25 protein-coding genes are annotated in these 25,804 nt (G+C 73.2%); 7 read left to right on the forward strand and 18 right to left on the reverse strand.

Annotated elements, in window-relative coordinates; genetic code table 11:
* Nucleotides 1–45 precede the first annotated feature (45 nt).
* Nucleotides 46–1,050, reverse strand: a complete 1,005-nt coding sequence (locus B4N89_RS39905) for an ABC transporter permease (protein WP_201261121.1) — start codon at nucleotides 1,048–1,050, stop codon at nucleotides 46–48.
* Nucleotides 1,051–1,516: 466 nt separating this feature from the next.
* On the opposite strand from B4N89_RS39905, the gene B4N89_RS39910 reads away from it, so the two are divergent.
* The 4 genes from B4N89_RS39910 (at nucleotide 1,517) to B4N89_RS39925 (ending at nucleotide 6,159) form a co-directional block, all read left to right on the forward strand.
* A complete protein-coding gene (locus B4N89_RS39910) occupies nucleotides 1,517–2,428 on the forward strand; it encodes a dihydrodipicolinate synthase family protein (protein WP_078981419.1) in 912 nt (303 codons plus the stop codon).
* A 132-nt stretch (nucleotides 2,429–2,560) separates the two neighbouring features.
* Nucleotides 2,561–3,970 carry an aldehyde dehydrogenase family protein gene (locus B4N89_RS39915; RefSeq protein ID WP_078981420.1) on the forward strand — a complete coding sequence of 470 codons (1,410 nt, stop codon included), beginning with the start codon at nucleotides 2,561–2,563 and terminating at the stop codon, nucleotides 3,968–3,970.
* A gap of 164 nt (nucleotides 3,971–4,134) precedes the next feature.
* Nucleotides 4,135–4,878 carry a GntR family transcriptional regulator gene (locus B4N89_RS39920; RefSeq protein ID WP_235619233.1) on the forward strand — a complete coding sequence of 248 codons (744 nt, stop codon included), beginning with the start codon at nucleotides 4,135–4,137 and terminating at the stop codon, nucleotides 4,876–4,878.
* A gap of 12 nt (nucleotides 4,879–4,890) precedes the next feature.
* A complete protein-coding gene (locus B4N89_RS39925) occupies nucleotides 4,891–6,159 on the forward strand; it encodes an alpha/beta fold hydrolase (protein WP_078981421.1) in 1,269 nt (422 codons plus the stop codon).
* A gap of 215 nt (nucleotides 6,160–6,374) precedes the next feature.
* Here B4N89_RS39925 and B4N89_RS39930 read toward each other — a convergent pair whose 3' ends face one another.
* Entirely contained in the window at nucleotides 6,375–6,854 is a 480-nt protein-coding gene (locus B4N89_RS39930) for a carboxymuconolactone decarboxylase family protein (protein WP_078981422.1), read from the reverse strand.
* Complete coding sequence (locus tag B4N89_RS39935; RefSeq protein ID WP_078981423.1) at nucleotides 6,851–7,930, reverse strand: dihydrodipicolinate reductase; 1,080 nt, start codon at nucleotides 7,928–7,930, stop codon at nucleotides 6,851–6,853. Before B4N89_RS39935 ends, B4N89_RS39930 begins: the two co-directional genes overlap by 4 nt.
* 224 nt (nucleotides 7,931–8,154) lie before the next feature.
* Between B4N89_RS39935 and B4N89_RS39940 the strand changes: the two genes are divergently transcribed.
* Nucleotides 8,155–8,808: a response regulator gene (locus tag B4N89_RS39940; RefSeq protein WP_078981636.1), complete on the forward strand. Its 654-nt coding sequence runs from the start codon at nucleotides 8,155–8,157 to the stop codon at nucleotides 8,806–8,808.
* 215 nt (nucleotides 8,809–9,023) lie between these two features.
* The gene (locus B4N89_RS39945; RefSeq protein ID WP_078981424.1) at nucleotides 9,024–11,114 is read left to right on the forward strand and encodes a GAF domain-containing sensor histidine kinase; all 2,091 of its coding nucleotides are present in this window, start codon (nucleotides 9,024–9,026) and stop codon (nucleotides 11,112–11,114) included.
* Nucleotides 11,115–12,235: 1,121 nt separating this feature from the next.
* On the opposite strand, the gene B4N89_RS39950 is transcribed toward B4N89_RS39945, so the two are convergent.
* The 10 genes from B4N89_RS39950 to B4N89_RS39995 all read right to left on the reverse strand — a co-directional run bounded on the left by B4N89_RS39950 (nucleotide 12,236) and on the right by B4N89_RS39995 (nucleotide 20,576).
* Nucleotides 12,236–13,582, reverse strand: a complete 1,347-nt coding sequence (locus B4N89_RS39950) for an acetyl-CoA carboxylase biotin carboxylase subunit (protein ID WP_078981425.1) — start codon at nucleotides 13,580–13,582, stop codon at nucleotides 12,236–12,238.
* Nucleotides 13,583–13,588: 6 nt separating this feature from the next.
* The gene (gene accB, locus B4N89_RS39955) at nucleotides 13,589–14,062 is read right to left on the reverse strand and encodes an acetyl-CoA carboxylase biotin carboxyl carrier protein (RefSeq protein WP_078981426.1); all 474 of its coding nucleotides are present in this window, start codon (nucleotides 14,060–14,062) and stop codon (nucleotides 13,589–13,591) included.
* Nucleotides 14,059–15,840, reverse strand: a complete 1,782-nt coding sequence (locus B4N89_RS39960) for an acetyl-CoA carboxylase carboxyltransferase subunit alpha/beta (protein ID WP_078981427.1) — start codon at nucleotides 15,838–15,840, stop codon at nucleotides 14,059–14,061. Before B4N89_RS39960 ends, accB begins: the two co-directional genes overlap by 4 nt.
* Before the next feature lie 46 nt (nucleotides 15,841–15,886).
* A complete protein-coding gene (locus B4N89_RS39965; protein WP_078981428.1) occupies nucleotides 15,887–17,059 on the reverse strand; it encodes a type III polyketide synthase in 1,173 nt (390 codons plus the stop codon).
* Nucleotides 17,060–17,293: 234 nt separating this feature from the next.
* Nucleotides 17,294–17,539 carry a DUF5999 family protein gene (locus B4N89_RS39970; RefSeq protein WP_078981429.1) on the reverse strand — a complete coding sequence of 82 codons (246 nt, stop codon included), beginning with the start codon at nucleotides 17,537–17,539 and terminating at the stop codon, nucleotides 17,294–17,296.
* A gap of 215 nt (nucleotides 17,540–17,754) precedes the next feature.
* Complete coding sequence (locus tag B4N89_RS39975) at nucleotides 17,755–18,186, reverse strand: GNAT family N-acetyltransferase (RefSeq protein ID WP_078981430.1); 432 nt, start codon at nucleotides 18,184–18,186, stop codon at nucleotides 17,755–17,757.
* 152 nt (nucleotides 18,187–18,338) lie between these two features.
* Nucleotides 18,339–18,797 carry a hypothetical protein gene (locus B4N89_RS39980; protein ID WP_078981431.1) on the reverse strand — a complete coding sequence of 153 codons (459 nt, stop codon included), beginning with the start codon at nucleotides 18,795–18,797 and terminating at the stop codon, nucleotides 18,339–18,341.
* Nucleotides 18,798–18,879: 82 nt separating this feature from the next.
* A complete protein-coding gene (locus B4N89_RS39985; RefSeq protein WP_235619234.1) occupies nucleotides 18,880–19,533 on the reverse strand; it encodes a methylated-DNA--[protein]-cysteine S-methyltransferase in 654 nt (217 codons plus the stop codon).
* 4 nt (nucleotides 19,534–19,537) lie between these two features.
* Nucleotides 19,538–20,020 carry an RNA polymerase sigma factor gene (locus B4N89_RS39990; RefSeq protein ID WP_078981432.1) on the reverse strand — a complete coding sequence of 161 codons (483 nt, stop codon included), beginning with the start codon at nucleotides 20,018–20,020 and terminating at the stop codon, nucleotides 19,538–19,540.
* A gap of 43 nt (nucleotides 20,021–20,063) precedes the next feature.
* Nucleotides 20,064–20,576, reverse strand: coding sequence for a methylated-DNA--[protein]-cysteine S-methyltransferase (locus B4N89_RS39995; RefSeq protein ID WP_078981433.1), 513 nt, complete (start codon nucleotides 20,574–20,576; stop codon nucleotides 20,064–20,066).
* Nucleotides 20,577–20,822: 246 nt separating this feature from the next.
* On the opposite strand from B4N89_RS39995, the gene B4N89_RS40000 reads away from it, so the two are divergent.
* Entirely contained in the window at nucleotides 20,823–21,689 is an 867-nt protein-coding gene (locus B4N89_RS40000) for a universal stress protein (protein ID WP_161500974.1), read from the forward strand.
* A gap of 125 nt (nucleotides 21,690–21,814) precedes the next feature.
* Here B4N89_RS40000 and B4N89_RS40005 read toward each other — a convergent pair whose 3' ends face one another.
* From B4N89_RS40005 to B4N89_RS40025, 5 genes are all read right to left on the reverse strand, one after another.
* A complete protein-coding gene (locus tag B4N89_RS40005; protein WP_078981435.1) occupies nucleotides 21,815–22,237 on the reverse strand; it encodes a CBS domain-containing protein in 423 nt (140 codons plus the stop codon).
* A gap of 112 nt (nucleotides 22,238–22,349) precedes the next feature.
* Complete coding sequence (locus B4N89_RS40010) at nucleotides 22,350–23,114, reverse strand: maleylpyruvate isomerase family mycothiol-dependent enzyme (RefSeq protein ID WP_078981638.1); 765 nt, start codon at nucleotides 23,112–23,114, stop codon at nucleotides 22,350–22,352.
* 173 nt (nucleotides 23,115–23,287) lie between these two features.
* Nucleotides 23,288–24,136, reverse strand: a complete 849-nt coding sequence (locus B4N89_RS40015; RefSeq protein ID WP_078981639.1) for a metal ABC transporter permease — start codon at nucleotides 24,134–24,136, stop codon at nucleotides 23,288–23,290.
* Nucleotides 24,133–25,005 carry a metal ABC transporter permease gene (locus B4N89_RS40020; RefSeq protein ID WP_078981436.1) on the reverse strand — a complete coding sequence of 291 codons (873 nt, stop codon included), beginning with the start codon at nucleotides 25,003–25,005 and terminating at the stop codon, nucleotides 24,133–24,135. Before B4N89_RS40020 ends, B4N89_RS40015 begins: the two co-directional genes overlap by 4 nt.
* 6 nt (nucleotides 25,006–25,011) lie before the next feature.
* Nucleotides 25,012–25,776: a metal ABC transporter ATP-binding protein gene (locus B4N89_RS40025; RefSeq protein WP_078981437.1), complete on the reverse strand. Its 765-nt coding sequence runs from the start codon at nucleotides 25,774–25,776 to the stop codon at nucleotides 25,012–25,014.
* Nucleotides 25,777–25,804 lie beyond the last annotated feature (28 nt).

The raw sequence follows: 25,804 nt of genomic DNA on the forward strand, positions 1-25,804 counted from the left end.
CCGAGGGTTTGCCGTGCTGGTGCGGTATCGCGAGGAGCGCGGTGGTCAGCGGTCGCTCTTCGGGTCGAGCGCGTCGCGGACCGAGTCGCCGAGCAGGTTGAAGGCGACGACGAAGACGAGCATCGAGATGCCCGGCACGCACATGTAGGTGATGTCGGTCCGGTAGACCTCGGCGCCCTTGAGCAGCATCCGCCCCCAGTCGGGGGTGGGTTCGACCATGCCCACGCCGAGGTAGGACAGGGCCGCCTCGGTGGTCACGTAGGTCGGCACCGCCATCGAGGCGCTGACCAGGATCGGGGTGACCAGGTTGGGCAGCAGTTCGCGCAGCACCACGCGACCGGGCGAGGCCCCGATCACCCGGGCGGCCTCGACGTATTCGCGGCTGCGCAGCGACAACACCTGACCGCGCAGCAGGCGGGCCACCGATGCCCAGCCGAACGCGGCGAGCACGGCGATGATCACCCCCGCCCGCAGAACCGAGGACATCTGTTCGCCGGGCTCGGTGAGCAGCGAGGTGACCACCGGCGTGAAGGCGATGAAGAACAGCGTCGAGGGGAAGCTGAGCATCACGTCGATCACCCGGCCGACCACGAAGTCGGTGCCCCCGCCCAGGTATCCGGCGGTCACCCCGACCAGCACCCCGAGCACGGTGACCACCGCGACCACGGCGAGCGAGATGAGCAGCGAGGTGCGGATGCCGTACAGGAGTTGGGTGAGCACGTCCCGGCCGAGGCCGGGTTCGAGGCCGAGCCAGAAGTCGCCGGACATGCCGCCGTTGGGGGCGATGGGGAAGCCGAACTCGTTGAGCAGGCCGGGGCGGTTCTGGCCGTAGGTGGTGTACGGGTCCTTGCCGTAGAGCTCGGCGAACAGCGGTGCGCCGAGACCCGCGACGACGAAGACGGCGACGACGCAGGCGGCGGCGATCCCGGTGCGGTCGCGCCGGAAGCGTCGCCAGGCGAGTTGCGAGGGGCGCAGCCCGGTGGGGGCCGGTCGGGTGCTGGGCGGATCGTCCTCGACCGGCGGATCCGTGGGGGGCGCGAGGGTGGTCATGTTTGGCGAGCCTCTCGGGAGGCGGCGGGGTGGGTGGTGGTGGGGAACTCTGCCCACGGGTGATCCAAGGGTCAAGGTTTAGGCAGTGTCACATTTGAGGTGCGACATTGTATTTACTTTTCCTTTACCTTTCACCTGCGGTTTTACCCTCCCGGTCTTTTCCGGCCGTCTTCACCAGGGGACTGGCGCACCATTGGAGCCATGTGACATTGTACTGAGGTGACCGGAGTAGAGCCCTGCGACAACGACGTCGCACGAGCCGACATGGACCGGCACCGGCGCCGCACCCCCGGCCCCGGCGCCCGGGTGCCGGTCGTCCGCCTCGCCGACGACCGACACCCGCCTTTCCCCGTCACCCGCCCCTCGGCCCGCGCCGGGCCCGTGCGAACCCTCGCCGAGGGCGCCCGGGGGCCGCCTCCGCAGTGTGCGCCACCATCCGATTCGCCTCACCCGTCAAGGAGTTCCCATGTCCGCACCGACCACCACCGATCGCACACCGCGCCCCTGGCGCGGTCTCATGGTCGCCACCACCCTGCCGCTGCGGGCCGACTTGAGCATCGACTACGACGCGTTCGCCGACCACGTGCGCGAGCTGGTCGAAGCGGGCTGCGACGGCGTGGTGCCCAACGGATCCCTGGGCGAGTACCAGACGCTCACGCCGGAGGAACGCGCCCGCGTGGTCGAGGTCGCGATCGAGGCCGTCGGCGGCGACCGGGTGATGCCCGGAGTCGCCGCGTACGGCTCCACCGAGGCCCGCCGCTGGACCGAACAGGCCGCCGAGGCCGGCGCCCGGGCGGTCATGCTGCTGCCGCCCAACGCCTACCGCGCCGACGACGCCGAGGTACACGCGCACTACGCCGACGTGGCCGCCGTCGGCCTGCCGATCGTCGCCTACAACAACCCGTTCGACACCCGGGTCGACCTGTCCCCCGAACTGCTCGCCAAGCTGCACGCCGACGGTCACATCGTCGGCGTCAAGGAGTTCAGCGGCGACACCCGACGCGCCTACCGCATCGCCGAACTCGCCCCCGATCTCGACCTGTTGGCCGGCGCCGACGACGTGCTCCTGGAGCTGGCCGTCGGCGGTGCCAAGGGCTGGATCGGCGGCTTCTCCAACGTGCTGCCGACCTCCTGCGCGGAGCTGTACCACGCCACGCGCGCCGGGGACCTGGTCCGCGCCCGCGCGCTGTACGACGTCCTGCACCCGCTGCTGCGCTGGGACACCCGTACCGAGTTCGTCCAGGCGATCAAACTGTCCATGGACGTGGTCGGCAAGCCCGGCGGCCCCTGCCGCCCGCCGCGCCGCCCGCTGTCCGCCGAGGCCCAGGACACCGTACGCCGAGCCACCGAACGCGCCGTCGCCGCCGGGCTGAGCTGACGACCGGCCACCGACCGGCCCGCGACGCCACCCTCGCCCGCCCCACGCACCGCTGCGAGCCACGCCCGTCGCGGGCCGACCGGCCGCACCGACGCCACCCGCCCCCGCCGTCCCCTTCCCGAAGGGCTTGCCATCGTGACCACCACCACCGCACCGTCCGTCCGCAGCCACGACCCCGCCGACCCCGACACGCAGGTCGCCGAGGCCCCGGCCGTCGCGCCCGCCGATGTGCGTCGGGCCGCCGAGCGGGCCCGGATCGCCCAGCGGGCCTGGCTCGACGCCGGCGCCGGCGCCCGCTGTACCGCGCTCGACGCCGCCGCCGACCGGCTCGCCGCCGCGGCCGGGGACCTCGCCGACCTGATCGTGCGCGAGGTCGGCAAGCCGATCGCCGAGGCCCGCGGCGAAGTCACCCGCGCCGTCGCCATCCTGCGTTACAACGCCCAGCAGGCCTACGACCCGGTCGGCACGGTGCACGAACCCGCCGCCGGCCCCGGCCTGTTGCTCACCCGGCGCCGCCCGCACGGCGTCGCCGGGCTGATCACGCCGTGGAACTTCCCGCTGGCCATCCCGCTCTGGAAGGCCGCGCCCGCGCTCGCCACGGGCAATGCGGTCCTGCTCAAGCCCGCCCCGCAGGCCCTGGGCTGCGCGCTGCGCCTGGCCGAACTGCTGGCCGAGGTGCTGCCCGCCGACGTGTTCACCGTGCTGCCCGGCGAGGCCGCCACCGGCGCGGCCGTGGTCGAGGCCGCCGACGTGGTCTCCTTCACCGGCTCCACGGCCGTGGGGCAGGAGGTGGTCCGCGCCGCCACCGCCCGGGGCGTCCCGGTGCAGGCCGAGCTGGGCGGCTGCAACGCCGCGCTGGTACTCCCGGACGCCGACGTGCGCACCACCGCCGGCCAGTTGATCGCCGCCGCGTTCGGCTACGCGGGTCAAAAGTGCACCGCCACCGGCCGGATCATTGTGGTCGGCGACCCCGACCCGCTGCGCGCGGCCCTGGCCGCCGCCGCCCGGGCCCTGACCGTGGGCGACCCCCGCGACGCCGCCACGGTGTGCGGACCGGTGATCGGCGAGGCGGCCCGCGACCGGGTACGCGCCGCGATCGACGCCGCGACCGGCGCCGGCGCCCGGATCCTGGCCACGAGCGAAACCCCCGAGGGCCCGGGCTGGTACACCGCCCCGACCATCCTGGAGCGGGTCCCCACCGGCCACCCGATCCTGCGCGAGGAGGTCTTCGGCCCGGTCGCCGTCCTACAGACCGCCGCCGACCTCACCGAGGCCCTGGAACTGGCCCGCGACGTGCCGCACGGCCTGGTCACCTCCGTACACACGCGCGACCTCGACGCCGCGTTGACCGTGGTCGACCGGATCGACACCGGCCTGGTCAAGGTCAACGCACCGACCACCGGCGTCGACTTCCACCTGCCCTTCGGCGGCACCAAGGCCTCCAGCCACGGGCCCCGCGAACAGGGCCGCGCCGCCGCCGACTTCTACACCTCGGTGCGCACCGTGAGCCTGCTCCCGGCCGACCCCACCGGCACGCCGTAGCCGCGCGCTCGACGCGACCGGCACCCGCTCGCAACCCGGCCGGCACACCAGTGCAAAAGAGATTCCGACGGAGAGGAGGCTTCGGGCGCGGCGGCGGCTACGCTGTGCCATTGCACATCGCACAAAGGCCGGTCCGTATCCGGTCCCGAGGAAGGACACACCAGATGAGCGCGGACGCCGAAGTATCGAGCGGGCACGTCCTCGGGAACGGCGCCGGGGACACCCCGGGCTCGCTGAACCTGCCGTCCGTGCGGGAGCACCGCAGTCTGCGCGATCAGGTCACCCACGCGCTGCGTGCCGCCCTGATCGCCGGCGAGCTGCGCCCCGACGTCGTCTACTCGGCACCGAGCCTGGCCGCCCAGTTCCGCGTCTCGGCCACCCCCGTGCGCGAGGCGATGCTCGACCTCGTCAAGGAGGGTCTGGTCGAGGTGGTCCGCAACAAGGGCTTCCGGGTGACCGCGCTGTCCGGCCGCGACCTCGACGAATACACCGAGATCCGGGCGCTGATCGAGATCCCGGTGATCGAACGCCTCGCCGAGACCGCCGATCACGCGGCCCTGGAGGCGCTGCGCCCGGTGGCCGCCGCCATCGTGGCCGCCGCCGAACGCCGCGACCTGATCGGATACCTCGAATCCGACCGCCAGTTCCACCTCGGCCTGCTCGAACTCGGCGGCAACCGCCGCCTGGTCGAGGTGGTCGGCGACCTGCGCAAGCGCTCGCGCCTGTACGGCCTCACCCGACTCGCCGAACGCGGCGCGCTGGTCGCCTCGGCCCGCGAACACGAGGAGATCCTCGACCTGTTGCTCGCCGGCGACGCCGCCGGCGTACGTCGCGCGATGAGCGAACACCTGGGCCACATCCGCTCGCTCTGGTCCGACCGGGCGCGCGAGTCCACACCGGAAGACTAGGGCGAACTCCCCATGAACCACCGATACACGATCACCGACCACGTGTTCCCGCTGCCGCTGGACCACCACGATCCGACCGGTCCGCGGATCGACGTCTTCGCCCGTGAGGTCGTCGATCCCGCCCGCGCCCACGAAAGGCTGCCCTGGCTGCTCTACCTCCAGGGCGGCCCGGGCGGCAAGTCGCCGCGCCCGATCTCCGGCTCCCCCGGCTGGTTGCGGCACGCCACCCGGACCCACCGCGTGTTGCTTCTGGACCAGCGCGGGACCGGACGCAGCACCCCGGTGACCGCCCGAGCCGCCGCCCGGTTCCGCTCCGCCGACGAACTGGCCGCCCACCTCGCGCACTTCCGCGCCGACTCGATCGTCGCCGACGCCGAGGCGATCCGCCGCGCGTTGTGCGACGACGAGCCCTGGGACACGCTGGGCCAGAGCTACGGCGGCTTCATCACGCTCAGCTACCTGTCGCTGGCCCCCGAGGGACTGCGCCGCTGCCACATCACCGGCGGCCTGCCCGGCCTGTCCGCCACGGCCGACGACGTGTACGCGCTGACCTACCCGCGCATCCGGGACAAGAACGCCGAGTTCCGCGAGCGCTACCCGGACGACGTGGCGCGCCTGCGCCGGATCGCCGACACGATCGCCGACGGCGGCGTACGACTGCCGGACGGCGATGTGCTGACGGTGCGTCGACTGCGCACGCTGGGCCAGGTGTTCGGCATGGGCGACGGCTTCGAGCGGGTGCACTGGCTGCTCGACGAGGCCGTGGACCCCACGACCGGCGAGCTCTCCGACACCTTCCTGCGCCAGGTGGCCACGCTGACCGGGTTCGTCGACAACCCGCTGTACGCGGTGCTCCACGAGTCCGTCTACGCCCAGGGCGCGGGCCCCACCGGGTGGGCCGCCGAGCGGACCCACACCGCGCTTGCGGACTTCGCCGACGACGCGGACCCGCTGCTGCTCACCGGCGAGACCATCCACCCCTGGATGTTCGACGAGATCGCCGGCCTGCGCCCGTTCGCCGAGGCCGCCCACCTGCTCGCCGAACGCGCCGACTGGGCGCCGCTGTACGACCCGGCGCGGCTGGCCGCCAACCGGGTTCCGGTCGCGGCGATCGTCTACCACGACGACATGTACGTCGACGCCGGCCTGTCCCTGCGCACCGCCCGCGAGGTCGGCGCGGTGCGGACCTGGGTCACCAACGAGTGGGAGCACGACGGCGTCGGCGCCTCCGGCGACACCGTCCTGTCCCGCCTGATGGACATGACGGCCGGCGTGCTCTGAGCCCGCCCGCGCCACCGCCGACCCGAGTCGTGCCGCGCGGACGCGGCACGACTCGGGTCGGCTCCGGAGGGCGGTTACCCGGACCGGAGGACGGCCGTACCGGCCGCCGAGACGGTCGGGAACACTCGCCACCGATCCCCCGGGCCCGGGCGCGGTCGCCCCGGCCGCCCGCCGACCGGGCGGCCGGGGCGACGGCGCCGCCCGGGCCGTTCGGGTCAGTGCTGCGTCAGCACGCACACCGTGTCGAGGCCGAGCACGTGGTTGAGGCGGCCGAAGGCCAGCCAGGAGCCGATGGCCATGCTCAGCTCCACGATCTCGGCCTGGCTGTACAGCGCGGACATCCGGGCCCAGAACTCGTCGTCCAGGTTGTGGTGGTCCTGCGCGTAGCGCTCGGCGTACTCCGCGGCCAGCCGGGTGCGGTCGTCGAAGACCTCGGTGGTACGCCACCGCGCGACCGCCTCGTCGAAGCCGTCCTCGACCTTCTCCCCGTCCCGTTCGGTGCGCCAGTCCAGGCAGAACACGCAGCCGTTGATCTGCGCGATCCGCAACCGCGCGGCCTCGAACTCGCGCAGGCCGAGCGTGGAGTGGTCGTAGACCTTCATCGAGAAGGTCGAGGCGGCGATGCCGATCTCCGGCACCATCTCGCCCCAGACGTAGGCGATCGGGTCCTTGTCCTCGGGGATGTCGATCCTCATGCGTGTTTCCTTCCGAGTTTGCCCACGGCCGGCCGCAGGGGGATGTCGAGTGCGTCGTAGAGCCCGGGTTCGGCGGCCACGAGCCAGTCGATGGCGCCCACCAGGCGCCCGACGGCGGTGGCGTTGCCGCCGGCGGACCGGTTCTCGCCCTCGTCCGTGGCCTCCACCGTCACCTCGATTCGCGGCCGGCCCTCGATCACCACGCGGTGCGCCCCGGCCCCGTCCGGCGGCGTCGGCCAGTCGGGGGCGCAGGACGGGTGGATCCGGGTCACGTGTTCGATCACGATGCGCGGTTCGCCCTCGACGATGCCCTGCACCTCGAACCGCACGGCGCCCTGCGTGCCCGCCGCGAACTCGCCCATCGTCGAGGTCCGCACCGTGCTCTCCAGCGCCCGACGGTCCATCGTCTCGCGGATCTCGTCCAGTTCCACGCCGAGCGCCCGGGCCATCAGCCGGATCTGTCCGCCCCACACCATGGTCGGCATGTCCGGCCACAACATCGGCGCGCCGTAGTCCATGGGTTGGCCCATGCCGACCAGGTTGCGGACCGAATCCTCCTGGTCGTAGGTGGAGTAGTCGAAGATCTCCTGGCAGCGGATCGTATCCACCGTGGTGCCCAATCCGCTGATCAGCAGCGGCAGTACGTCGTTGCCCCACCCCGGGTCGACACCGGAGACGAACAACGAACCGCCGCCCGCCGCGATCGCGGCCAGCACCGGATCGCGCAGCTCCGCCGGGGCGTTGGTCGGATCGTAGAGCGCGTACAGGGCGGGCGTGACCACCACCGCGCCGGCCTCGATCGCGCGCACGATGTCCGCCAACGCCTCGTCGGGGCGAATGTCGCCCGACGCCGCGTACACCACGGCCCCCGGCCCGGCGGCCAACACCGTGCCGATGTCGTCGGTCGCCGCGACCCCGAGCGTCCCGTCGAGTCCGGCGAGTTCGCCCGCGTCGCGGCCGACCTTGTCCGGGTTGTGCACGAGCACCGCCGCGAGGTCGAGCGCCGGGTGGGCCTCGACGGCTCGAATGGCCGCGCGACCGACGTTGCCGGTACCCCAGACAACCGTGGAAATCATGCGCTGGAGGGTAGCGACGGGCGCCGGCGGTTCCTAGGGCCATGCCCGGAAAACCTGACCGGTTGGGGCAGTTGCGCCACAACCGCGCCGATCGACCGGCGCCGCGCGCGCTCCGGGCGACCGGACCGCGACGCCGGCGTCGCCACATGCGGGAACCTACGAGATGTAACGACCCGTTCACGCGTAGTATGTACCGCGTGGTTGGTGAATGCGGGTCCGTGCCGTTGCGAATCGTGATCGTCGACGATCATCCGCTGTTCCGCGCCGGCCTGCGGGCGGCCCTGGAGAGCGCCGGTGACATCCTCGTGGTCGCCGAGGTGGAGACCGCCGCCGCGGTGACCCCGGCGGTCGCCGAACATCGCCCCGACCTGGTCGTGATGGACCTCAACCTGCCCGACGGATCGGGCATCGAGGCCACCCGCGCCCTGGTCGCCGAGACGCCGGTGCCGATCCTGGTGCTGACCATGTCCGACGACGACGGCAGCCTGCTCGCCGCGATACGCGCGGGCGCCGGCGGCTATCTGGTCAAGGGCGCCGCCCGGGACGAGGTTCTGCACGCCGTGCGCACCGTCGCCGGCGGCGGCGCGGTCTTCGGCGCGCAGACCGTGCCCCGGCTGACCGCGCTGCTCGCGGGCACCGCCGGGCGCGGCGGCGAGCGGGTCTTCCCCGAACTGACCGAGCGCGAGTGCGAGGTGCTCGACCTGCTCGCCCGCGGCCTGGACAACCGGCGCATCGCCCGCCGGCTCTTCCTCGCCGAGAAGACCGTACGCAACCACATCACCCACATCTTCGAAAAGCTGCACGTGAGCACCCGCGCCGAGGCGGTGGCCCGGGCCCGCGACGTCGGTCTGGGAGCCGACCGCCCCACCGACCCCTGAACCGGCGCCCGTCCGAGCCGCGCCCCGCCGACCCCTTCCCGGTGTCCCGATCGGATCGGGACCGGCTCGGGACCGGTGCCTCCCGCACCCGGGACCACGGGAGCCGCATGCTGGAACCGGCGAACGCAGATGGCACCCACGCGTCGGATCCGCCGCGGGCGGCCCGGCTCCACTCGTCCGCGACGTCCCCCGCCGACGTCCCGTGAGGAGGCCACATGCCCATCACCGCGCTGGAGCAACGTGCGGGACCCGCCCGGATCTACGGAGCGGGCGCCGTCAGTCTGCTGAGCTGCCTCGTCGCCCTGGTCCTGCTGATCACCCACCTCGACGACCCGCGGCTGGCCCCTAACCCCGGACTGACCGGTGTGTTCGTCCTGCTCGGCTGCGGCTTCGCGCTGTCCGGGCTGTTCGTGCTCGCCCGTCGTTCCGCGCCCGGTCTGGGCCGGCTCCTGCTCTATACCGGGGTCGCGGTCACCGTCGGCTACGCGGTCCTGCTCGGCGCGGTGTTCGCCGACGCCGGGCCGGGCTGGTCCGCGTTCGCCATCGTGCTGTGGCTGATCGCCGACACCGTGTACCTGTTCACGATGTACGCGCTGCCCCTGTGGCTCCCCGACGGGCGGCTGCCGCGCTCCCGCGTCGTCCGGATCTGGGCCGCGCTGGTCGCGGTGTGGAGCGCGGTGCACGCCTACCGCGACTACGCCGGCTTCGACTGGTACGGCCTGCCCGGCTTCCTGGACCAGGGCGTCTGGGCCGACGCGGAGCAGTGGCTGAACGAGTGGATCACCCCGCGCCAGGAGGTGATCCCGCCCCTGGTCATCGCCACCAGCCTGCTCGTGATGGCGGTGCGCTGGGTGCGCTCCCCCGGCCCGCACGCGGTGCGCTTCCTGCCGCTGCTGCCCTACGTGTTCTGGCTCGCCGTGGAATTCCTCGGCTACCACCTCGAACTCTCCGACTCGATCTACAACTTCCTGATCTACGGGGGCATCGTCGTGTGGCAGCTCTCCTTCGCGTACGCCTTCGCCCGAGACCGACGCCGGCATCTGGACCGCTCCGTCTCCCGGGTGCTGGCCGCGTTCGCGCTGGCCGCGGTGCTGATGGGCGGCTACCTCGCGATCGCCGTGCAACTGTCCGACTACCTGCCCGGCGCCCGCAGCTCCGGCGCCATCGCCGTGGCCGGCGGCGCGCTCGTCATCGGCGCGCTGCTGCGCCCGACCGTCGGCTGGGCCGCCCGGGTGGTGGACCGCTTCTACTACGGCGAACGTGCCAAGCCCTACCAGGTGGTTCGCGACCTGGCCGAACAACTCAGCCGCGCGGTCGCCCCCGGCGCCGCCCCCGAACTGCTGTGCGGCACCGTCGTGCGCACCCTCGGCCTGCCCGGCGCGAGCGTGGTCGTCGAGACCCGCCGCGGCGAACGCGAACTGGCCCGGCTGGGCGACCTGCCCGACGACTGCGCGGTCTTCCCGCTCGGCTACGAGGGCGCCGTGATCGGTCGACTGTCCGTACCGCCGCGCCCCGGACAGACCACCCTCGACCGGCAGGACGTGGACCTGCTGCGTTTCCTCGCCGACCAGGTCGCGCCGGCCATCGCCTCGCTGCGCCTGTACGAGGAGTTGCAGGAGAGCCGGGAGCGCATCGTGCTCGCGCGCGAGGAGGCCCGCCGTCGGCTGCGTCACGACCTGCACGACGGCCTCGGCCCCGCGCTGTCCGGCACCCGCCTCCAGGTCGACACCGCCCGGGCCTGCGTACCTCCCGACACCCCCGCCGCCGGCACCCTCGTGATCGCCTCGCAGGGCATCGGCGAGGCGATCACCGAACTGCGCCGGATCACCGACGGGCTCGCCCCCGCCGCGCTGTTGCGCCTCGGCCTCGCCGGCGCGCTCCGCGAGGCCGCGCACCGCCTGGACACCGGCCGCGACGGGCATCCCCGGATCGAGATCGTCTTCGACCCCGACCCGCCGCCGGAATTGGCCCCCGCCGTCGAGGTCGCGGTGTACCGGATCTGCGGAGAGGCGCTGAACAACGTGGTGCGGCACGCCCGCGCCCGACGCGCCGCGCTCGCGGTCCGGATCAGCGAGACCCGGGTCACCGTCGAGATCACCGACGACGGGGTGGGCCTCGCCCCCGACCCGGCCGGCCCCGACGCGGCGGGCGGCGGAGTGGGGTTGCGCTCGATGGCCGATCGCGCCGAGGAACTGGGCGGCACGTTCACCGCGACCCGGAACGAATACGGCACCACCGTGCGTGCGGTGATCCCCCGCCCGGGCCCGCACACCCGGGACGTGCCCCGGACCGGACCAGGACCGTGACCACATGCGCCCGGGACCACGCTGCGTGAGAGTGGAGGGGCGGTCGCACACCACGAGCACCGCGTCCCCACCCGTACGACGGAGGTCGACGATGTCACACCACCCCCACCCCAAGGGCGAACCGCCACCCGCGACGGAGGTACCCGACGAGATCGCCCAGTGCACTCCGCCGAACCCGAAGTGCCCGGTACTGCCCGAACCGACGGAACCGGGTGAACCGAGCAGCGTACATCCGCCGAAGCCGGGAAAGCCCGGGAAGCCGGGGAAACCGCACCGGCCGGCGGTACCGGGCAGGCCCCATCGGCCCGATCCCACCCAGTCGCACCCGTCGGACCCGGGCCATCGGTACCCGCCGTAGCCCCACCGCCCGACCCCGCCCCGAGGAGCCGAATCGGGCTCCGACCGGCGGCAAACACCGCACATGACACACAAATCCTCGCCCCCCGTCGCATCCAACGACGGGGGGCGAGACCATGCACGAACCCAACACCCGGCACCCGGCACCCGGCACCCGGCACCCGGCACCCGGCACGCACCACTTACCACCCAGCACCCGGCACCCGGCACCCGGCACCCGGCACGCACCACTTACCACCCAGCACACGGCACACGGCACACGGCACACGGCACACGGCATCCAGCACGCACCACTTACCACTCAGCACCAGCACCCCGCACCACTCGACATGCGCCACGCGCCCACTCGACATCCGGCGCGCGCCACGCACCCCGCACCCCGCACCACTCGGGCATCCGGCACGCACCCCCGCACCACTCGACACTCGCCATGCGCCATGCGCCATGCGCCACCCGGCACCCGGCACGCACCACTTACCACCCAGCATCAGCACACGGCATCCGGCACGTGCCACGCACCCCGCACCCTTCGACACTCGACATGCGCCACGCGCCCACTCGGCATCGGGCACGCGCCACGCACCCGCACCCCGCACCCCGCACCACTCGACCCTCGGCATGCGCCACGCGCCACGCGCCACTCGGCATCCGGCACGCGCCACGCGCCACACGCACCGGAAAAGCGGCCGCCCGACCCGTTGCGGGGTCGGGCGGCGCGCGGGTCGGGCGACGGATGGGGCGACACCCCCCGATCGGCCTCGGCGTCAGGACGCCGCGCGCCGGTCCAGCAGGGTCGTGTCGTGACGGCCCGCACAAAAGTCCGGGTCGTCGAGCACGTCGGCAAGCAGCCCGGCCGTGGTGTGCACGCCCGGCCCCTCCACCCGCAGTTCGCCCAGCGCCCGGCGCATCCGGGCCAGCGCCTGATCCCGGTCCTGCCCCCACGTGACCACCTTGGCCAACAGCGAGTCGTACTCAGGACGGGCCTGCGCCCCCGGGAACGCGTGCGTGTCGACCCGAACGAACGGCCCGCCCGGCGCCCGGAATCCGGTCAGCGTGCCGGGGCACGGCGCGAAGTCGCGCGCCGGATCCTCCGCGTTGATCCGACATTCCACCGAGGCCCCGCGCCGCTCCACCCGATCCTGGTCGAAGCCCAGCGGTTCCCCGGCGGCGATGCGCAGTTGCTCGCGGACGATGTCGATCCCGGTGACCATCTCGGTCACCGGATGCTCCACCTGGATCCGCGAGTTCACCTCGATGAACGCCGCCTCCGCACCGCGCACCAAGAACTCGAAGGTGCCGGCGCCGCGATATCCCGCGGCCCGGCACCCGGCCACCGCGTAGCCGGCCAGTCGATCGGCCAGGCCGGGGGGCAACTCCGGGGCCGGCGACTCCTCGACCAGTTTTTGATGTCGGCGCTGCACCGAACAGTCGCGCTCGCCGAGGTGCACCACGTTGCCGTGCCCGTCGGCCAGGACCTGGATCTCGATGTGCCGGGCGCCGTACAGGTATTGCTCCATATACACGCGGTTGTCGCCGAACGCCGCCTGGGCCGAGGCGCGGGTGGCCCGAAACGTGGGCAGCAGCGCACCGGCGTCGCGCACCACCGCCATCCCGCGACCGCCCCCGCCCGCGACCGCCTTGACGATCAGCGGGTAGCCGATCCGCCGCGCCACCTCGGCCGCCTCGTCGGCGGTGCCCACCGGTTCGCGCGAACCCGGCACCACCGGCAGCCCGGCGTCGGCCATCATCCGCCGGGCGGTGGACTTGTCGCCGAGGCGGGCCATCACCTCGGCGGCCGGGCCGACGAAGACCAGCCCGTTCTCCGCGCAGATCGTGGCGAAGTCCGGGTCCTCGGACAGGAACCCGTATCCGGGATGCACGGCCTGCGCCCCGGTCAGCCGGGCCGCCTCGATCACCGCCGGGGCGTAGAGGTAGCTGCGGCGCGGATCGGCGGGGCCGATGTTGATCCGCCGGTCGGCGGCCTGCGCCGCGGCCGAGTCCGCGTCCACGCCCGAGTGCACCACCACGCTGGTGATGCCCATGTCCCGGCAGGTGCGCACCACACGCAGCGCGATCTCGCCCCGGTTGGCGATCAGTACGGTGTCGAACACGGTGGTTCACCCCTGCCCGTCGCAGTCGAGTTCGAAGAGCGGCTCGTCGTAACCGACCCCCTCGCCGTTCTTGATCAGTACGGCGGTGACCCGACCTGCGCGGTCCGCCTCGATCGGGTTCATCAGCTTCATCGCCTCGATGATGGCCACCTGTTGGCCCGCCTCCACGAGGTCGCCGACCGCGACGAACGGCGGCGCGCCGGGTTCGGGCGCGGCGTAGAAGGTGCCGACCAGCGGGGCGCGGACGAGGTGTCCGTCGCTCGCCGCCGGCTGCCGCTCCGCCTCGACCGGCGCGGGTGGGGCCGCCTCGGGTACGGGCGGCGGGGCGACCGCGGCCGACCAGGTCAGCTCGATGCTCTCCCCTCCGGACCGCACCACGACGTGCGTGGGCGGTCGCGGGGCATCGTGCAGCACCCGGTCGAGCGCGGCGTGCAGGGCGGCCAGGGTGGCCGCCGGGCCCTGCTGGTCGGCGCCGGTCATGCCGATTCCTCCTCGTCGGTGTCCTCCAAGCGCGCCCGGTCCGTGCCGGTCGCGGGCGGCCCGGGCAGTCCGAAGCCGCGCAGTCGCCGCCGCCGTCGGCGCACCCGTTCGGCCGGGTCGAGCACGGCCAGTTCGTCCAGCGTGCCCAGCACCGCGTCCCGCAGGGTCAGGCTCGCGGCGGCCGGATCGGCCTGCGCGCCGCCCTCGGGCTCGGGCACCACCCCGTCCACCACGCCCAGTTCGAGCAGCGACCGGGCGTCGAGACCCAGCGCGCGGGCCGCCGCCGGGCTCTCCTCCCGGGTCTTCCACAGGATCGCCGCGCAGCCCTCGGGGCTGATCACGGAGTAGAGCGCGTTCGCGCCGATCAGCACCCGATCGGCGACGCCGAGCGCCAGCGCCCCGCCGCTGCCGCCCTCCCCGGTGACCACCGCCACCACGGGCACCCGCAGCCCGGTGAACACCCGAAGGCAGTCCGCGATCGCCCCGGCCTGGCCCTGCTGTTCCGCCTCGATACCGGGATGTGCGCCGGGGGTGTCGATCAGCGTCACCAGCGGCACGCCGATCTTCTCGGCGAGCCGGGCCAGCCGGATCGCCTTGCGGTAGCCGGCGGGCGAGGCCATCGCGAAGTTCGCCCGTACCAGTTCGGCGGTGGTGTGCCCCTTCTGGTGGCCGAGCACCACCACGGAGCGGCCCTCCACCATGCCCAGGCCGCCGACGATCGCCGGGCAGTCCGCGCCCGCCCGATCGCCGCGCAGTTCGACGAAGGCGTCCATCCAGTACGCGAGGTGGTCGCGCGTGGTCGGCCGCCGCAGGTCCCGGGCCGCCGCGACCACCTCCGGCGCGGACCGTTGGGTGAGCCGCGCCGGATCGCGCACCACCGTCGCCGGTACGGGACGCGGCAGTTCCGCGACCCGCTCGTCCCGGCCGGCGCGCGTCGGGCCGGTGCGGTCGGGGTGTCCGCCGGCCGAGGCCAGCAGGACCGCGAGCGTTCGGCGCAGTTCGCCGCGCGGGTGCACCGCGTCCACCAGGCCGTGCCGCAGCAGGAACTCGGCCGTCTGGAAGCCCTCCGGAAGCCGCTGCCCGATGGTCTGTTCGATCACCCGCGGACCGGCGAAGCCCATCCGCGCCCCCGGCTCGCACACCACCACGTCGGCGAGGGTGGCGAACGAGGCGGCCACCCCGCCGTAGGTCGGATCGGCGATGACCGTGACGGTGAGGACGCCGGCCTCGTCGAGCGCGGCCATCGCCGCCGCGGTCTTGGCCATCTGCATCAGCGCCAACGCGCCCTCCTGCATCCGCGCCCCGCCCGACGAGGTGACCAGGACCAGCGGCGCCCGCCGCGCGAGCGCGGCCTCGGCGGCCATCGCCACCGCCTCCCCGGCGGCGACGCCCAGGCTGCCGCCCATGAAGGCGAAGTCCATCGCGGCCACCACCACCGGATACCCGAACAGCGTGCCGGCCGCCACTCGCACCGCGTCCGCGTGCCCCGTGGTCGCGCGGGCGGCGGACAACCGGTCCGGATACGGCTTCAGATCGGCGAACGACAGCGGGTCGTGCACCGTCTCGGCGGCGGTCAGCGGCCGGGCACTGCCCGGGTCGAGCAGCGCGTCCAGCCGCCGCGCCGCACTCAGCGGCGCGTGCGCCCCGCAACTCGGACACACCCCGTCGGCCCGCTCGAACCGTTTGCGGTACACGAGCGCCCGACAGCGCGGGCAGGCCAGCCAGTCCGTGACCGGTGCCCCGGCAGGGGCGGCGGGGTCGGAGGTTTTCGCGTTCATCGAGATCTCCCGGTGCTGGGATCGGCGGACGGTCGGCTCGGCGTCCTCACCCCGGCCGCACGGGCGAGGCCGCCGGGTGCGCCGGCGACGCCGCCGAATGCCCGGGCGCGGACCGCTGTCCGGTGACCCGCCCCCGGGTCCGCCCGCGCCGGCGGTGCTCGACGGGCGGCGCGCCGCGGGTCCAGGTGCCGAGCGCCATCTCGGCGGTGATCCCCGGGCCGAATCCGGCCACGATGCCGCGCCCGCCGACGCTCGGCTCGCCCTCGGCGAACAGCCGGTCGAGCGCGTCGAACACCACGGCGCTGGCGATGTTCCCGTACTCGGTGAGCGTGGCCCGGCTGTGCCGGAACGCGTGTTTGTCGACGCCGAGGAATCGGCTCAGGTCGTCCAGGATGCGCGGGCCGCCGGCGTGCACGACGTAGAAGTCCAACGCCGAGGCGTCCCACGTGTGTCGGCTCACCAGATCGGCCATCACCGGTGCCAGCGGCTCCATCGTGCCCGGCACCCGCTTGTCCAACCGGAAGTGGAAACCGGTCTCCTTGACGGCGTATGAGATCCAGTCCTGGGTGTGCGGGATCAGGTAGGAGGCGTTGCGTTCCAGGCGGATCCCCGTACCGCCCGAACCGCGCACCACCGCCGCCGCGACCGCGTCGCCGAACAACCCGTCGGACAGCAGCGAGCCGATGTCGTCGTCACCGGGCTGGTAGCACAACGAGCAGAACTCACAGGCCACGATCAGCACGTTGGCGTCGGGGTAGGCGGTGGAGAAGTCGTGCGCCCGGTTGATCGCCGCGCCACCGGCCGCACACCCGAGCTGGGCGATCGGCAGCTGACGCGTGTCCGAGCGCATGCCCAGTGCCTCGACCAGCCAGGCGGTCATCGAGGGCATGGTGAAGCCGGTGCACGAGACGTAGATCAGCAGATCGATGTCCCGCACGCCCAACTCCGCGTTGGCCAGCGCCTGATAGATCACGGGCGGCACCCGACGCTTGGCCTCCCGCTCGTAGACGAGGTTGCGCGCCTCGAAACCCGGGTGCCGCAGGGTCTGTTCGAGCGGTTGCACGAGGTGTCGTTTGCGGACGCCGGTGTTGCCGATCAGCCGCAGCGCCAGCGGCAGCCGCGGATTGTCGGCATGCAGCCGACGGGCGATGTCGATCGACTCGTCCAGCGTGACGGTGTTCTCGGGGACGGCCACGGCGGGCCGGCACAGAGTACTCACGGGGTGCCTCTCTCTACCGTTCGGTACTGCGGGGCGATGTGTCCACAACCCTCGGCGCACCCGGGTCCCGACCACGTGAGGCCGAAGTCCCGTCCCGAGTCCCGATTCACCTCGGGACCGAACGAGGCGCTCGCACTCCCGAGGGACGCCCTCCTCGTGTCCTCGGGCACATACGAAGAGGACCGCACGCGCGGGGCGTGCGGTCCTCTGGGGGTATCGGTGCGGTCGGTCCGCCTACCCGGCGGTTTCCAGTCGGCGCTGCGCCGGGACCCGGGCGGGCCCGTCGACGGGCGATCCCTCCGGGTTCGGCCGGTGCGGCGCCTCGACTTCACCGTCGGGCAGCAGCGCGCCGGTGTCCTCGAAGATCACCACTCCGTTGCACAGCAGGCTCCATCCCTGCTCGGGGTGGCTGGTGACGACGTGGGCCGCGAGGTGGTCGGGGGCCGATGCGGTGGGACAGGTGGGAATGTGCCGGCACATGGTCCTGGTCCTTCCGAGGGATGCTACGGGTGCCGAGAGCGGGAGCGGGTCGTCGAGTTCCCGCGTGATGGTGTCGCCCTGGTAAGTCATGCACCTACCGTGCGCCCGCCGGTGTCCCGAGCGAATGAGCCTGCGGCCCCCCGCCGGCCCGGCCGTGTCCCGCCCGGACCGGGGCCACCCCTCGCGGAACGGGGTGGGGTGGGCCGGGCCGGCGGTCAGTGCTCGCCCAGCACCATCCACGTGTCCGTCGAGGCCAACCGCCGGAAGCCGACCTTGGCGTACACCCCGTGCGCGTCGGCGGTGGCCAGCATGATCCGGCGCAGCCCGTCCGGCGCCAACTCGTCGCGAACGGCGATCGCGAGCGCGGTGCCCAGACCCTTGCCGCGCACCGTCGGATCGATGTAGACGTCGCAGAGCCAGCCGAATGTGGCCCAGTCGGTGACCACCCGGGCGTAGCCGACCTGGGCACCGGAAACGACGTCGTACACACCGAAGTTGAGCGAGCCGGCGATCGCCCGCTCCAGCTTCTCGCGCGGCCGGCCGAGCGCCCAGTAGGCGTCCTCGGACAACCATCGGTGGATCGTCGCCACATCGAGCCGCGTCGGATCGGTGGACACCTCGTAGCCCTCGGGGAAGTCACTGTTCATCCCCGGATCCAACCAGCCCCGCCGCCGTGGAACCACCGGATATCCGAACCCGGGGCGGCAGTTCGGCCGTGCCGGGCATCGCGCCCGCGGTACCGGCGTCCCGGGGTGCGGCCCGGCGTCCGCGACTTCGGCGGCCGGCTCAGGGCGCAGGATCAGGGCGCGGGGATCAGGGCTTGCGCGTGGGCCCGAAGAGTGGGCCTGCCGTCGGGCCCGGGCCCCGTCAGGCGTAGCCGGAGCAGGTGGCCTCGGCCGGGTCCGGGGGTGTCGCTGCGCAGGGTGCCGGTGACGCAGTCGAAGGTCGCGGCGTCGGTGTGGTGCACGAAGAAGGCCGGACCGGCGACACCGGCCAGCAACTCGATGGCGTCGGCGAGGAGGCGGGGGCTGCGCGGGCGGGCGTGCTCGACGTCGACGGCGAGGATGCCGCCCGGCAGGAGCGTGGTCCCGCGCAACCGCCAGGGCGAACCGGGCAGGTCACAGGCCACCCGCAGGCGCGGCACCAGGTCCGCCGCCGGATCCGGCTCGACCCAGTCCGGGCGGGTGGTCTGCTCGGCCAACTCGCGCACCGCGTCCCCGGGCGCCTCATCGCCCGACACACCGAAGAAATCGTCCATGAAAGTCACTGTATGTCCACATGTCGTAACCGGCTCGCCCGAAACCTCCCCCTGGCCCCGATCGGGCGGTCGGGATCGCCGGCTAGCCCGGGTCGCCGGACGGGGCCCGGGTCCGGCCGCGGGCCTCCAGGGCGAGCAGAGCGGACTTTCGGGCCGGGCCGCCGGCGTAGCCGCCGAGGGTGCCGTCGGCCCGCAACACCCGATGGCAGGGCAGCACGATCGGCAGCGGGTTGGTCGCACACGCCGTACCGACCGCGCGGACCGCGCCGGGGCTGCCGACCAGGCGCGCCACCCGGGCGTAGCTCCAGGTGTCCCCGTACTCGATGTCGGCGAGCCGGCGCTGCACCAGTTGCCGGAAGCCCCGGGACAGCGCGAGGTCGAGCGGCAGGTCGAAGCGCGTCCGGGTGCCGGCGAAGTACTCGTCGAGTTCGCGGGCCGCGTGGTCCAGGCGGGCCGGCGCGCGCAGCACGCGCGGACCGAACCGGCCGGCCAGCGTGTCCAGAACCAGTTCGTGGTCCTCGCTCTCGAAGGCCACCCGGACCAGGCCGCTCCCGGTGGCGGCCAGCAGGAGCGATCCCACGGGGGTGTCCACGTTGGTGTAGGCCACGTCCAGGAGCCCGTCCCGACTCGCGGCCGCCACCAGCCGCTCGTGCAGCCGATCGAGGGTGCCCGGGCCCGAAACGGCCCGGGCGCGAAGGCCGGAGGTGTCCGGGCCGTCGGTGTGGGTGTCGATCACGGTGCTACTCCTTCGAAGTGGGTGCGGACAGGGCGGCGCGGAGCGCCCGGATCCCGTCGGACGCGGCGCGGCGGATCGCCGCCGGGGTGCCGCCGACGATCTCGGCGATGGCCGCGTAGGGCAGGCCCGCGAAGTGGTGGTAGGCGACCGCTCGGCGCTGCTTGGGCGGCAGGGCCTTGACCGCGTCCCACAACTCGTGGTCGATCGAGCCGGGCACGCCGATGGTCGACGGCCGCTCGGGCAGGTCGTCCGTGACCACCGCGTGTCGCCGCCGGGCGCGGGTGATGTCGATGGCCTTGCGGTGCGCGATGGTCACCAGCCACGCCTGCACGTTGGCGTCCTCGGGCAGGTCGGGGTAGGCGCGCAGGGCGGCGAGGAAGGTCTCCGACCAGGCGTCCTCGGCGTCGTGCACCCCCACGATCGCCCGGCAGACCCGCAGGACGGTGTCCCCGTGTTCGTCGACGACCCGTTCGAAAGGTTGCTTCATCTCCCCGATCCCGTACGGCGTCGCTCCCGTGCCCGGCCGACGCTCAGAACAGCCGGGCCGCCTTCGACGCTTCGGACTCCTCCAGGTCGAGCAGCGTACGTTTGCGGACGAGGCCGCCCGCGAAACCCGTGAGCCTGCCGTCGCTGCCGACCACCCGGTGACAGGCGACGATGATGGAGATCGGATTGTGCCCGACGGCCTGGCCGACCGACTGGGCCAGCGCCTTGTTGCCCAGCCGCTCGGCGAGCGCCCCGTAGGTCGTGGTCTCGCCGAACGGGATCTCCCGCAACATCGCCCACACCTGCTCCTGGAACGGGTCGCCGTGGGTGGCCGTCGGCACGTCGAACGAGGTGCGCTCGCCGGCCAGATATTCGACCAGTTGCGCCGCGGTCCGGGCCAGGAGCGGGTCGTCGTGGTGGTCGACCCGGCGCCCCAGGCTCTCCTCGGGCGGCAGGTACCAGTGCCCCGGAAAGTAGAGCCCGACGACGGCGTCGTCCGCGGCCACCACGGTCAGTGCGCCCAGGGAGGTGTCCACGAGCGCGTGGCGGGTGTCCATGATGCCGGTCTCCTCTGCGATGTACGGCTGCCGCGTGCGGCCGTGTGTCGGCGTGCGTCGGTATGCATCGGGATGTATCGATGTGTCGGCGTGTCGTTGTGTATCGGTCTGTGTCGACCGGGTGTCGACGCTGTATCGGGTAGACGCGCGGGCGCGGCCGAATGTGAGGTCCGGATCGATCCTGTCGAACTCGGCACCCGTCGAAGCGGGTATGAACCCGGTGGATGCCCTCTCGAGGTGAGTGCCATGTCGTCCCCACACAGCGAAGTCGGTCTCGGGGTTCTGGTCGGTCACGACGGTTCGGCCGCGGCCGACCACGCGTTGCGCTGGGCGGCACAAGACGCCGCCGCGCGCCGGGTGCCGCTGTACATCGTCACCGCGGTGCCCGTCGGCGGGCTCGGCCGGCGGCACCGCGTCGAGGTCCACCAGCGCGCCCACACGCTGATCGACGCCGCCGCTGCCCGGATCCGCGCGGACTTTCCCGATCTCGCCGTGGAGACCTCGGTCCGCGAGGGCGACAGCGCCGAAGCGTTGCTCGCCGCGAGTGCCCGGTGCGACACGGTCGTGGTGGGCAGTCGCGGGCACGGCGGCTTCACCGGGCTGCTGCTCGGCTCGGTGTCGTTGCGGGTGTGCGCGCACAGCAGTTGTCCGGTGGTCGTCGTACACACCGCCGCGGCGAAGGACGCGCGTGGCGTCGTGGTCGGCGTCGGCGGCCCCGAGGACGGCCCCGCCGCGGACTTCGCGGCCGACCACGCGCGACGCCTCGGCGGCGGACTGCGCGCCGTGCACTCGTGGGTGCTCCCGGTCACCGGCCTGGCGCCGAGCCTGGTATTGCCGAACATGATCGACGTGGAGGCGGTCCGGGCCGAACGCACCGCGATGGTGGACAAGGTGCTCGACACGATCCGTATCGCGGATCCCGAACTGCCCGTGGACGCCGCGGTGATGAACGGCACGGCCGGCCGCGACCTGGTCGACGCCTCGATCGACGGCGCGCTCGTGGTGGTCGGCGCACACCGCAGGCGCGGCCCCCTGCCGATGCGGCTCGGCCCGACCACGCACGCCGTCCTGCACCACGCCCGGTGTCCGGTGGGCGTGGTGCCCATCCACTGACCGACGTCCCTCCACCGACCGACGCCCGCGCCCACGCGCAACGGCCGCCCCCGAGCCCTGGAGATCCGAACCGGGCTGCGGGGAACGGCCGTTGACACGGGCGAGCAGCGAGCAGCGAGCGGCGACTAGCGCGACGCCGCGTACACGCTTTCCGCGAAGGCGGCTATCTGCTCGTCCGACAGGTGCCGGGCCAGATCCGCCTCGCTGATCATGCCGACCAGGCGCTTGTGATCGATCACCGGCAGTCGCCGGATCCGGTGTTCCCGCATCTCGTGCAACACCTCGCCGATGTCCGCCTCGGCATCGATCCAGCGCGGTGTGCCCTCGCACAGGTCGCCCGCCGTCACCTTGGCCGGATCGTGGCCGAGGGCAACACACTTGGTGACGATGTCGCGGTCGGTGATGATGCCGCACAGCCGTTCGTTCGTATCGGCGACCGGCAGCGAGCCCACGTCGAGCCGAAGCATCAACTGGGCCGCGCGGTCCAGCGTCTCCGTCCGCGGGATCCACCGCGCGCCCTCGTGCATGATGTCCCTGGCCATGGTCATGGTGTGTACCTCTCCCGAAATCCGCCGCCGACGGCGGCGGCCGAAAACGCGCGGCGAAGCCCGCACACGCTCCTTTCCATCGTCTCCGCCGCACCCCTCGTCGGCCACTCGGCTACTGGGTCGCGACGACGATGCAGCGGTGCAGTTCCTCGACCGCCTCCGGGGCACCCACGACCGTCACCGGGCTCGTGGCGTCGGCCTCCTCGCGGTTCCAGAGCCGGCGCAACACCGCCGCCGAGGGGCCGCTCACGGTCACGTCCGCCGGACCGGTGCCCGCGCCGTCCTCGACGCGGAACAGGCCCGGTCCGGTCGATACCCGCCAGGCCGCGTCGTCGGCGCGCACGAGGTAGGTCCGGCCCGGGGATTCGGCCAGGACGCCGGTGAAGTAGTCGCCCCACTCGGCGACGCCGTACGCCACGAATACCTTCAGCAACTCGTCGACGCCGTCCACCGCGAGGTCGGGAGGAATCTCGGCGATCGGCTCCCCGGCGGCGAGTTCGGCGTCGATCCGGTGGATCACCGTCTCCTGCGCCATCCGCCGGATCCAAAAGCCGACGGTCGGGTCCGGGGCGTACCAGGATCCGGCCGGATCCGTCGGGCCGTGGGTGGCGAACTCGGAAAGCAGGTCTGCGTACGCGCGGTCGAGCAGCGCGATCGGATCCTCCTTCGCCGGCTCCCGCGCCGGCCACGGGTCGGGTTCGGCGCCCTCGCGGATGGCCCGCGTCTTGTGCAGGTACACCTCGCCGACGTGGCGGGTCAGGTCGGCCACGGTCCAGCCCGGGCAGGTCGGCACACCGGCCGTGGGGTCCGTCGCCGACACGGCCCGGAGGCGGGCGAAGTCGGCCGCGAGACAGTCGAGCAGTCGGGAGAATTCCATGCCCACAGTTCAGCACAACCCCCCGCTCCGACGCGCCTGTTCGAGGTCGGCGCACCGAGCGCGCCCGAACGTTCGCCGGTGCCGGACGGCGTGCGCGCACCCGGTCCCGGACGTCCCTTCCTCGATCGTCCACCGTCCGGACGAGCGCTGACACATCTCTGGCGGCGGGACGGTCAGGCCGGTGCCGTCGCCGTTTCCGGGCGGCGGTCCAGGAGCCGGCCGAGCGCGCCGTGTCGCGGGGATACCAGCAGCGAGACCACGAAGCCGGCCGCCGCCACGAGGGCGATGGTCGCGCCGGCGGCCACGTCGTAGTGCCGGGACAGTTCCAGTCCGGTGACCGCGCTGCCGACGCCGAGGAGGCCGGCCAGTACTCCGGTGCGGCGCAGCGAATCCGTCCACAACCGGGCGGTCGCCGCCGGTGCCACGAGCAGCGCCAGGGTGAGCATGACGCCCACCGCCGGGGTGAGCACCACGACGACCGCCTGCACGATCAGCAGGAGCAGCAGGTCGAGGCCCAGGGCCGGGTGTCCGGCGGCCCGCATCCCGTCGTGGTCGAAGGCGGCGAAGCCGAGTTCGCGGCCGAACACCGCGAGCAGCGCCAGGATCACCGTCCCGACGGCGGCGGTGACGACCAGGTCGTGGCTGTCGATGGTGACGATGGAACCGACCAGGAAGGCGGACAGTTTGCGATCGCTCGCGGGTCCGGCCGCGACCAGGACGGCGCCCAGCGCGAAGCCGGCCGCGAGGACGACGCCGATCGCACCCGACGCGGTCCGCCCCGGGCGCCGGGTCAGGGCGAGGACCGCGACGGAGAGCAGTACGCCGAACGCGGTGCCGCCGAGGTAGATGTCGATGCCGAGGATCGAGGCGAGGACCACGCCGGGGAAGGTGGCGTGGGTGGTCGCCATGGCGTGGAACGCGAGTCTGCGCAGCACGACCTGGACACCGACGACGCCGGCCAGGAGACCGACCATGACGGCCTCGGCGTAGGCGCGGTGGGTGTAGGTGTCGAACCAGGTCATCGGGGGCTCCGGAAGCGGGCGGGGCGCAGTCGGGCCGCGCCGCACGCGCCGAGGGCGAGCAGGTGCGCGGCGACGAGGGTGAGGACGACGGTGGGGGCGGCGGGCAGGGCGATGTCGGAGTCGACGGAGGCGGTGTAGCTGATGACCAGGCCCAGGTAGCCGCACACCACGGCGGCGACCGAGCCGATCAGCGCCAGGTGGGCCGGGCGGCGGCCCAGGGTGCGGCCGATGGCCGCCGGGATCACCAGCAGGGCCAGGATCAGCGCGGTGCCGACGGTGCGGACGGCGGCGACCACGGTCAGCGCGACGATCAGGTTCAGCGCCAGGTCCAGCGCGCCGACGCGGTGCCCGGCGGCTCGGGCCGCGTCGGGGTCGAAGGCGCGCAGCACGAGTTCGCGGCCCAGTACGGCGAGTGCGACCAGGCAGAGCAGGGCCACCACGGCGGTTTCGGTGATCTGGGCGCGGGAGGTGTACAGGACCTGGCCGAACAGGAAGGTCTGGAGGTCGGCGGTGTAGGAGTGGCTGCGGGAGACGACCAGGACGCCGATGGAGAACATCGCGGTCAGCACGATGGCGAGCGCGGTGTCGTCGCCGGTGCGGCGGTGGCGGGTGAGCAGGGTCAGGGCGCAGGCGGTGACACCGGCCGCGATCAGCGCGCCGGCGAGGATGCCGCTCGCGCCCCGGAGGGCGAAGCCGATCACCACGCCGGGGAAGACGGTGTGGGTGAGCGCGTCGGCGACGAACTCGAGGCGGCGCAGCGCGACGAATGTGCCGACGGTGCCGCAGAGTACGCCCAGGATGGTCAGTTCGATCAGGGCCCGGGTGAGGTAGGGGACGCGGAAGGGCTCCAGGAGCAGTGTGGTGTCCACGGCCGGTCAGCCTCGGGTGACGACGAGTCGGCCGGCGTCCAGGTCGACCACGTTTCCGCCGTAGCAGGCGCGCAACAGGTCGGGCGTGAGCGCCAGTTCGGTCCGGTCGAAGGCGATCTGCCGACGGTTGACCAGGCAGGTCTGTTCGCACAGGCACTGGACCGGGCCGAGGTCGTGGGTGCTCACCAGCACGGCCGTGCCGGTGCTCTTGGCCCGGGTGAGGGCGGTGATCAGCGCGTCCTGGCTGACCGCGTCGACGCCGTTGAAGGGTTCGTCCAGGAGCAGGATCGGCGGGTCCGGGGACAACGCGCGGGCCAGCAGCACCCGCTGGCGCTGCCCGCCGGACAGGGTGCCGAAGCGGGCGCCGGCACGGTCGGCGAGGCCGACCCGGGCCAGCGCGTCGTCGACGGCCGCCCGGTCCTGCCGGCCGGGTCGGCGCCATCGGCCGATCAGCCGCAGCCGGCCCATCATCACCACCTGGCGGGCGGTGACCGGGAATTCGGGGTCCAGACTCGCCGCCTGCGGTACGTAGCCGACCCGGGCGCGCGCCTCGGCCGGACGGCGGCCGGCCACGGTCACCGTGCCCGCGATCACCGGGACCAGGCCGAGCACGGCCTTGATCAGGGTGCTCTTGCCGCCGCCGTTGGGGCCGATCAGGGCCACCGCCTCGCCGGCGCGGACCCGGCCGTCGACGCCTTCCAGGACGGGAGCGCGGTGGTAGGCCATGGTCGCGTCGGTGAAGCGGATCGGGTCGGGAGCGGGGTCGGTCATGGCCGGGCCCACGGCGCGGCGGCGGCGA

Origin of the sequence: Embleya scabrispora, assembly GCF_002024165.1 — a bacterium.
GTDB classification, from domain to species: domain Bacteria; phylum Actinomycetota; class Actinomycetes; order Streptomycetales; family Streptomycetaceae; genus Embleya; species Embleya scabrispora_A.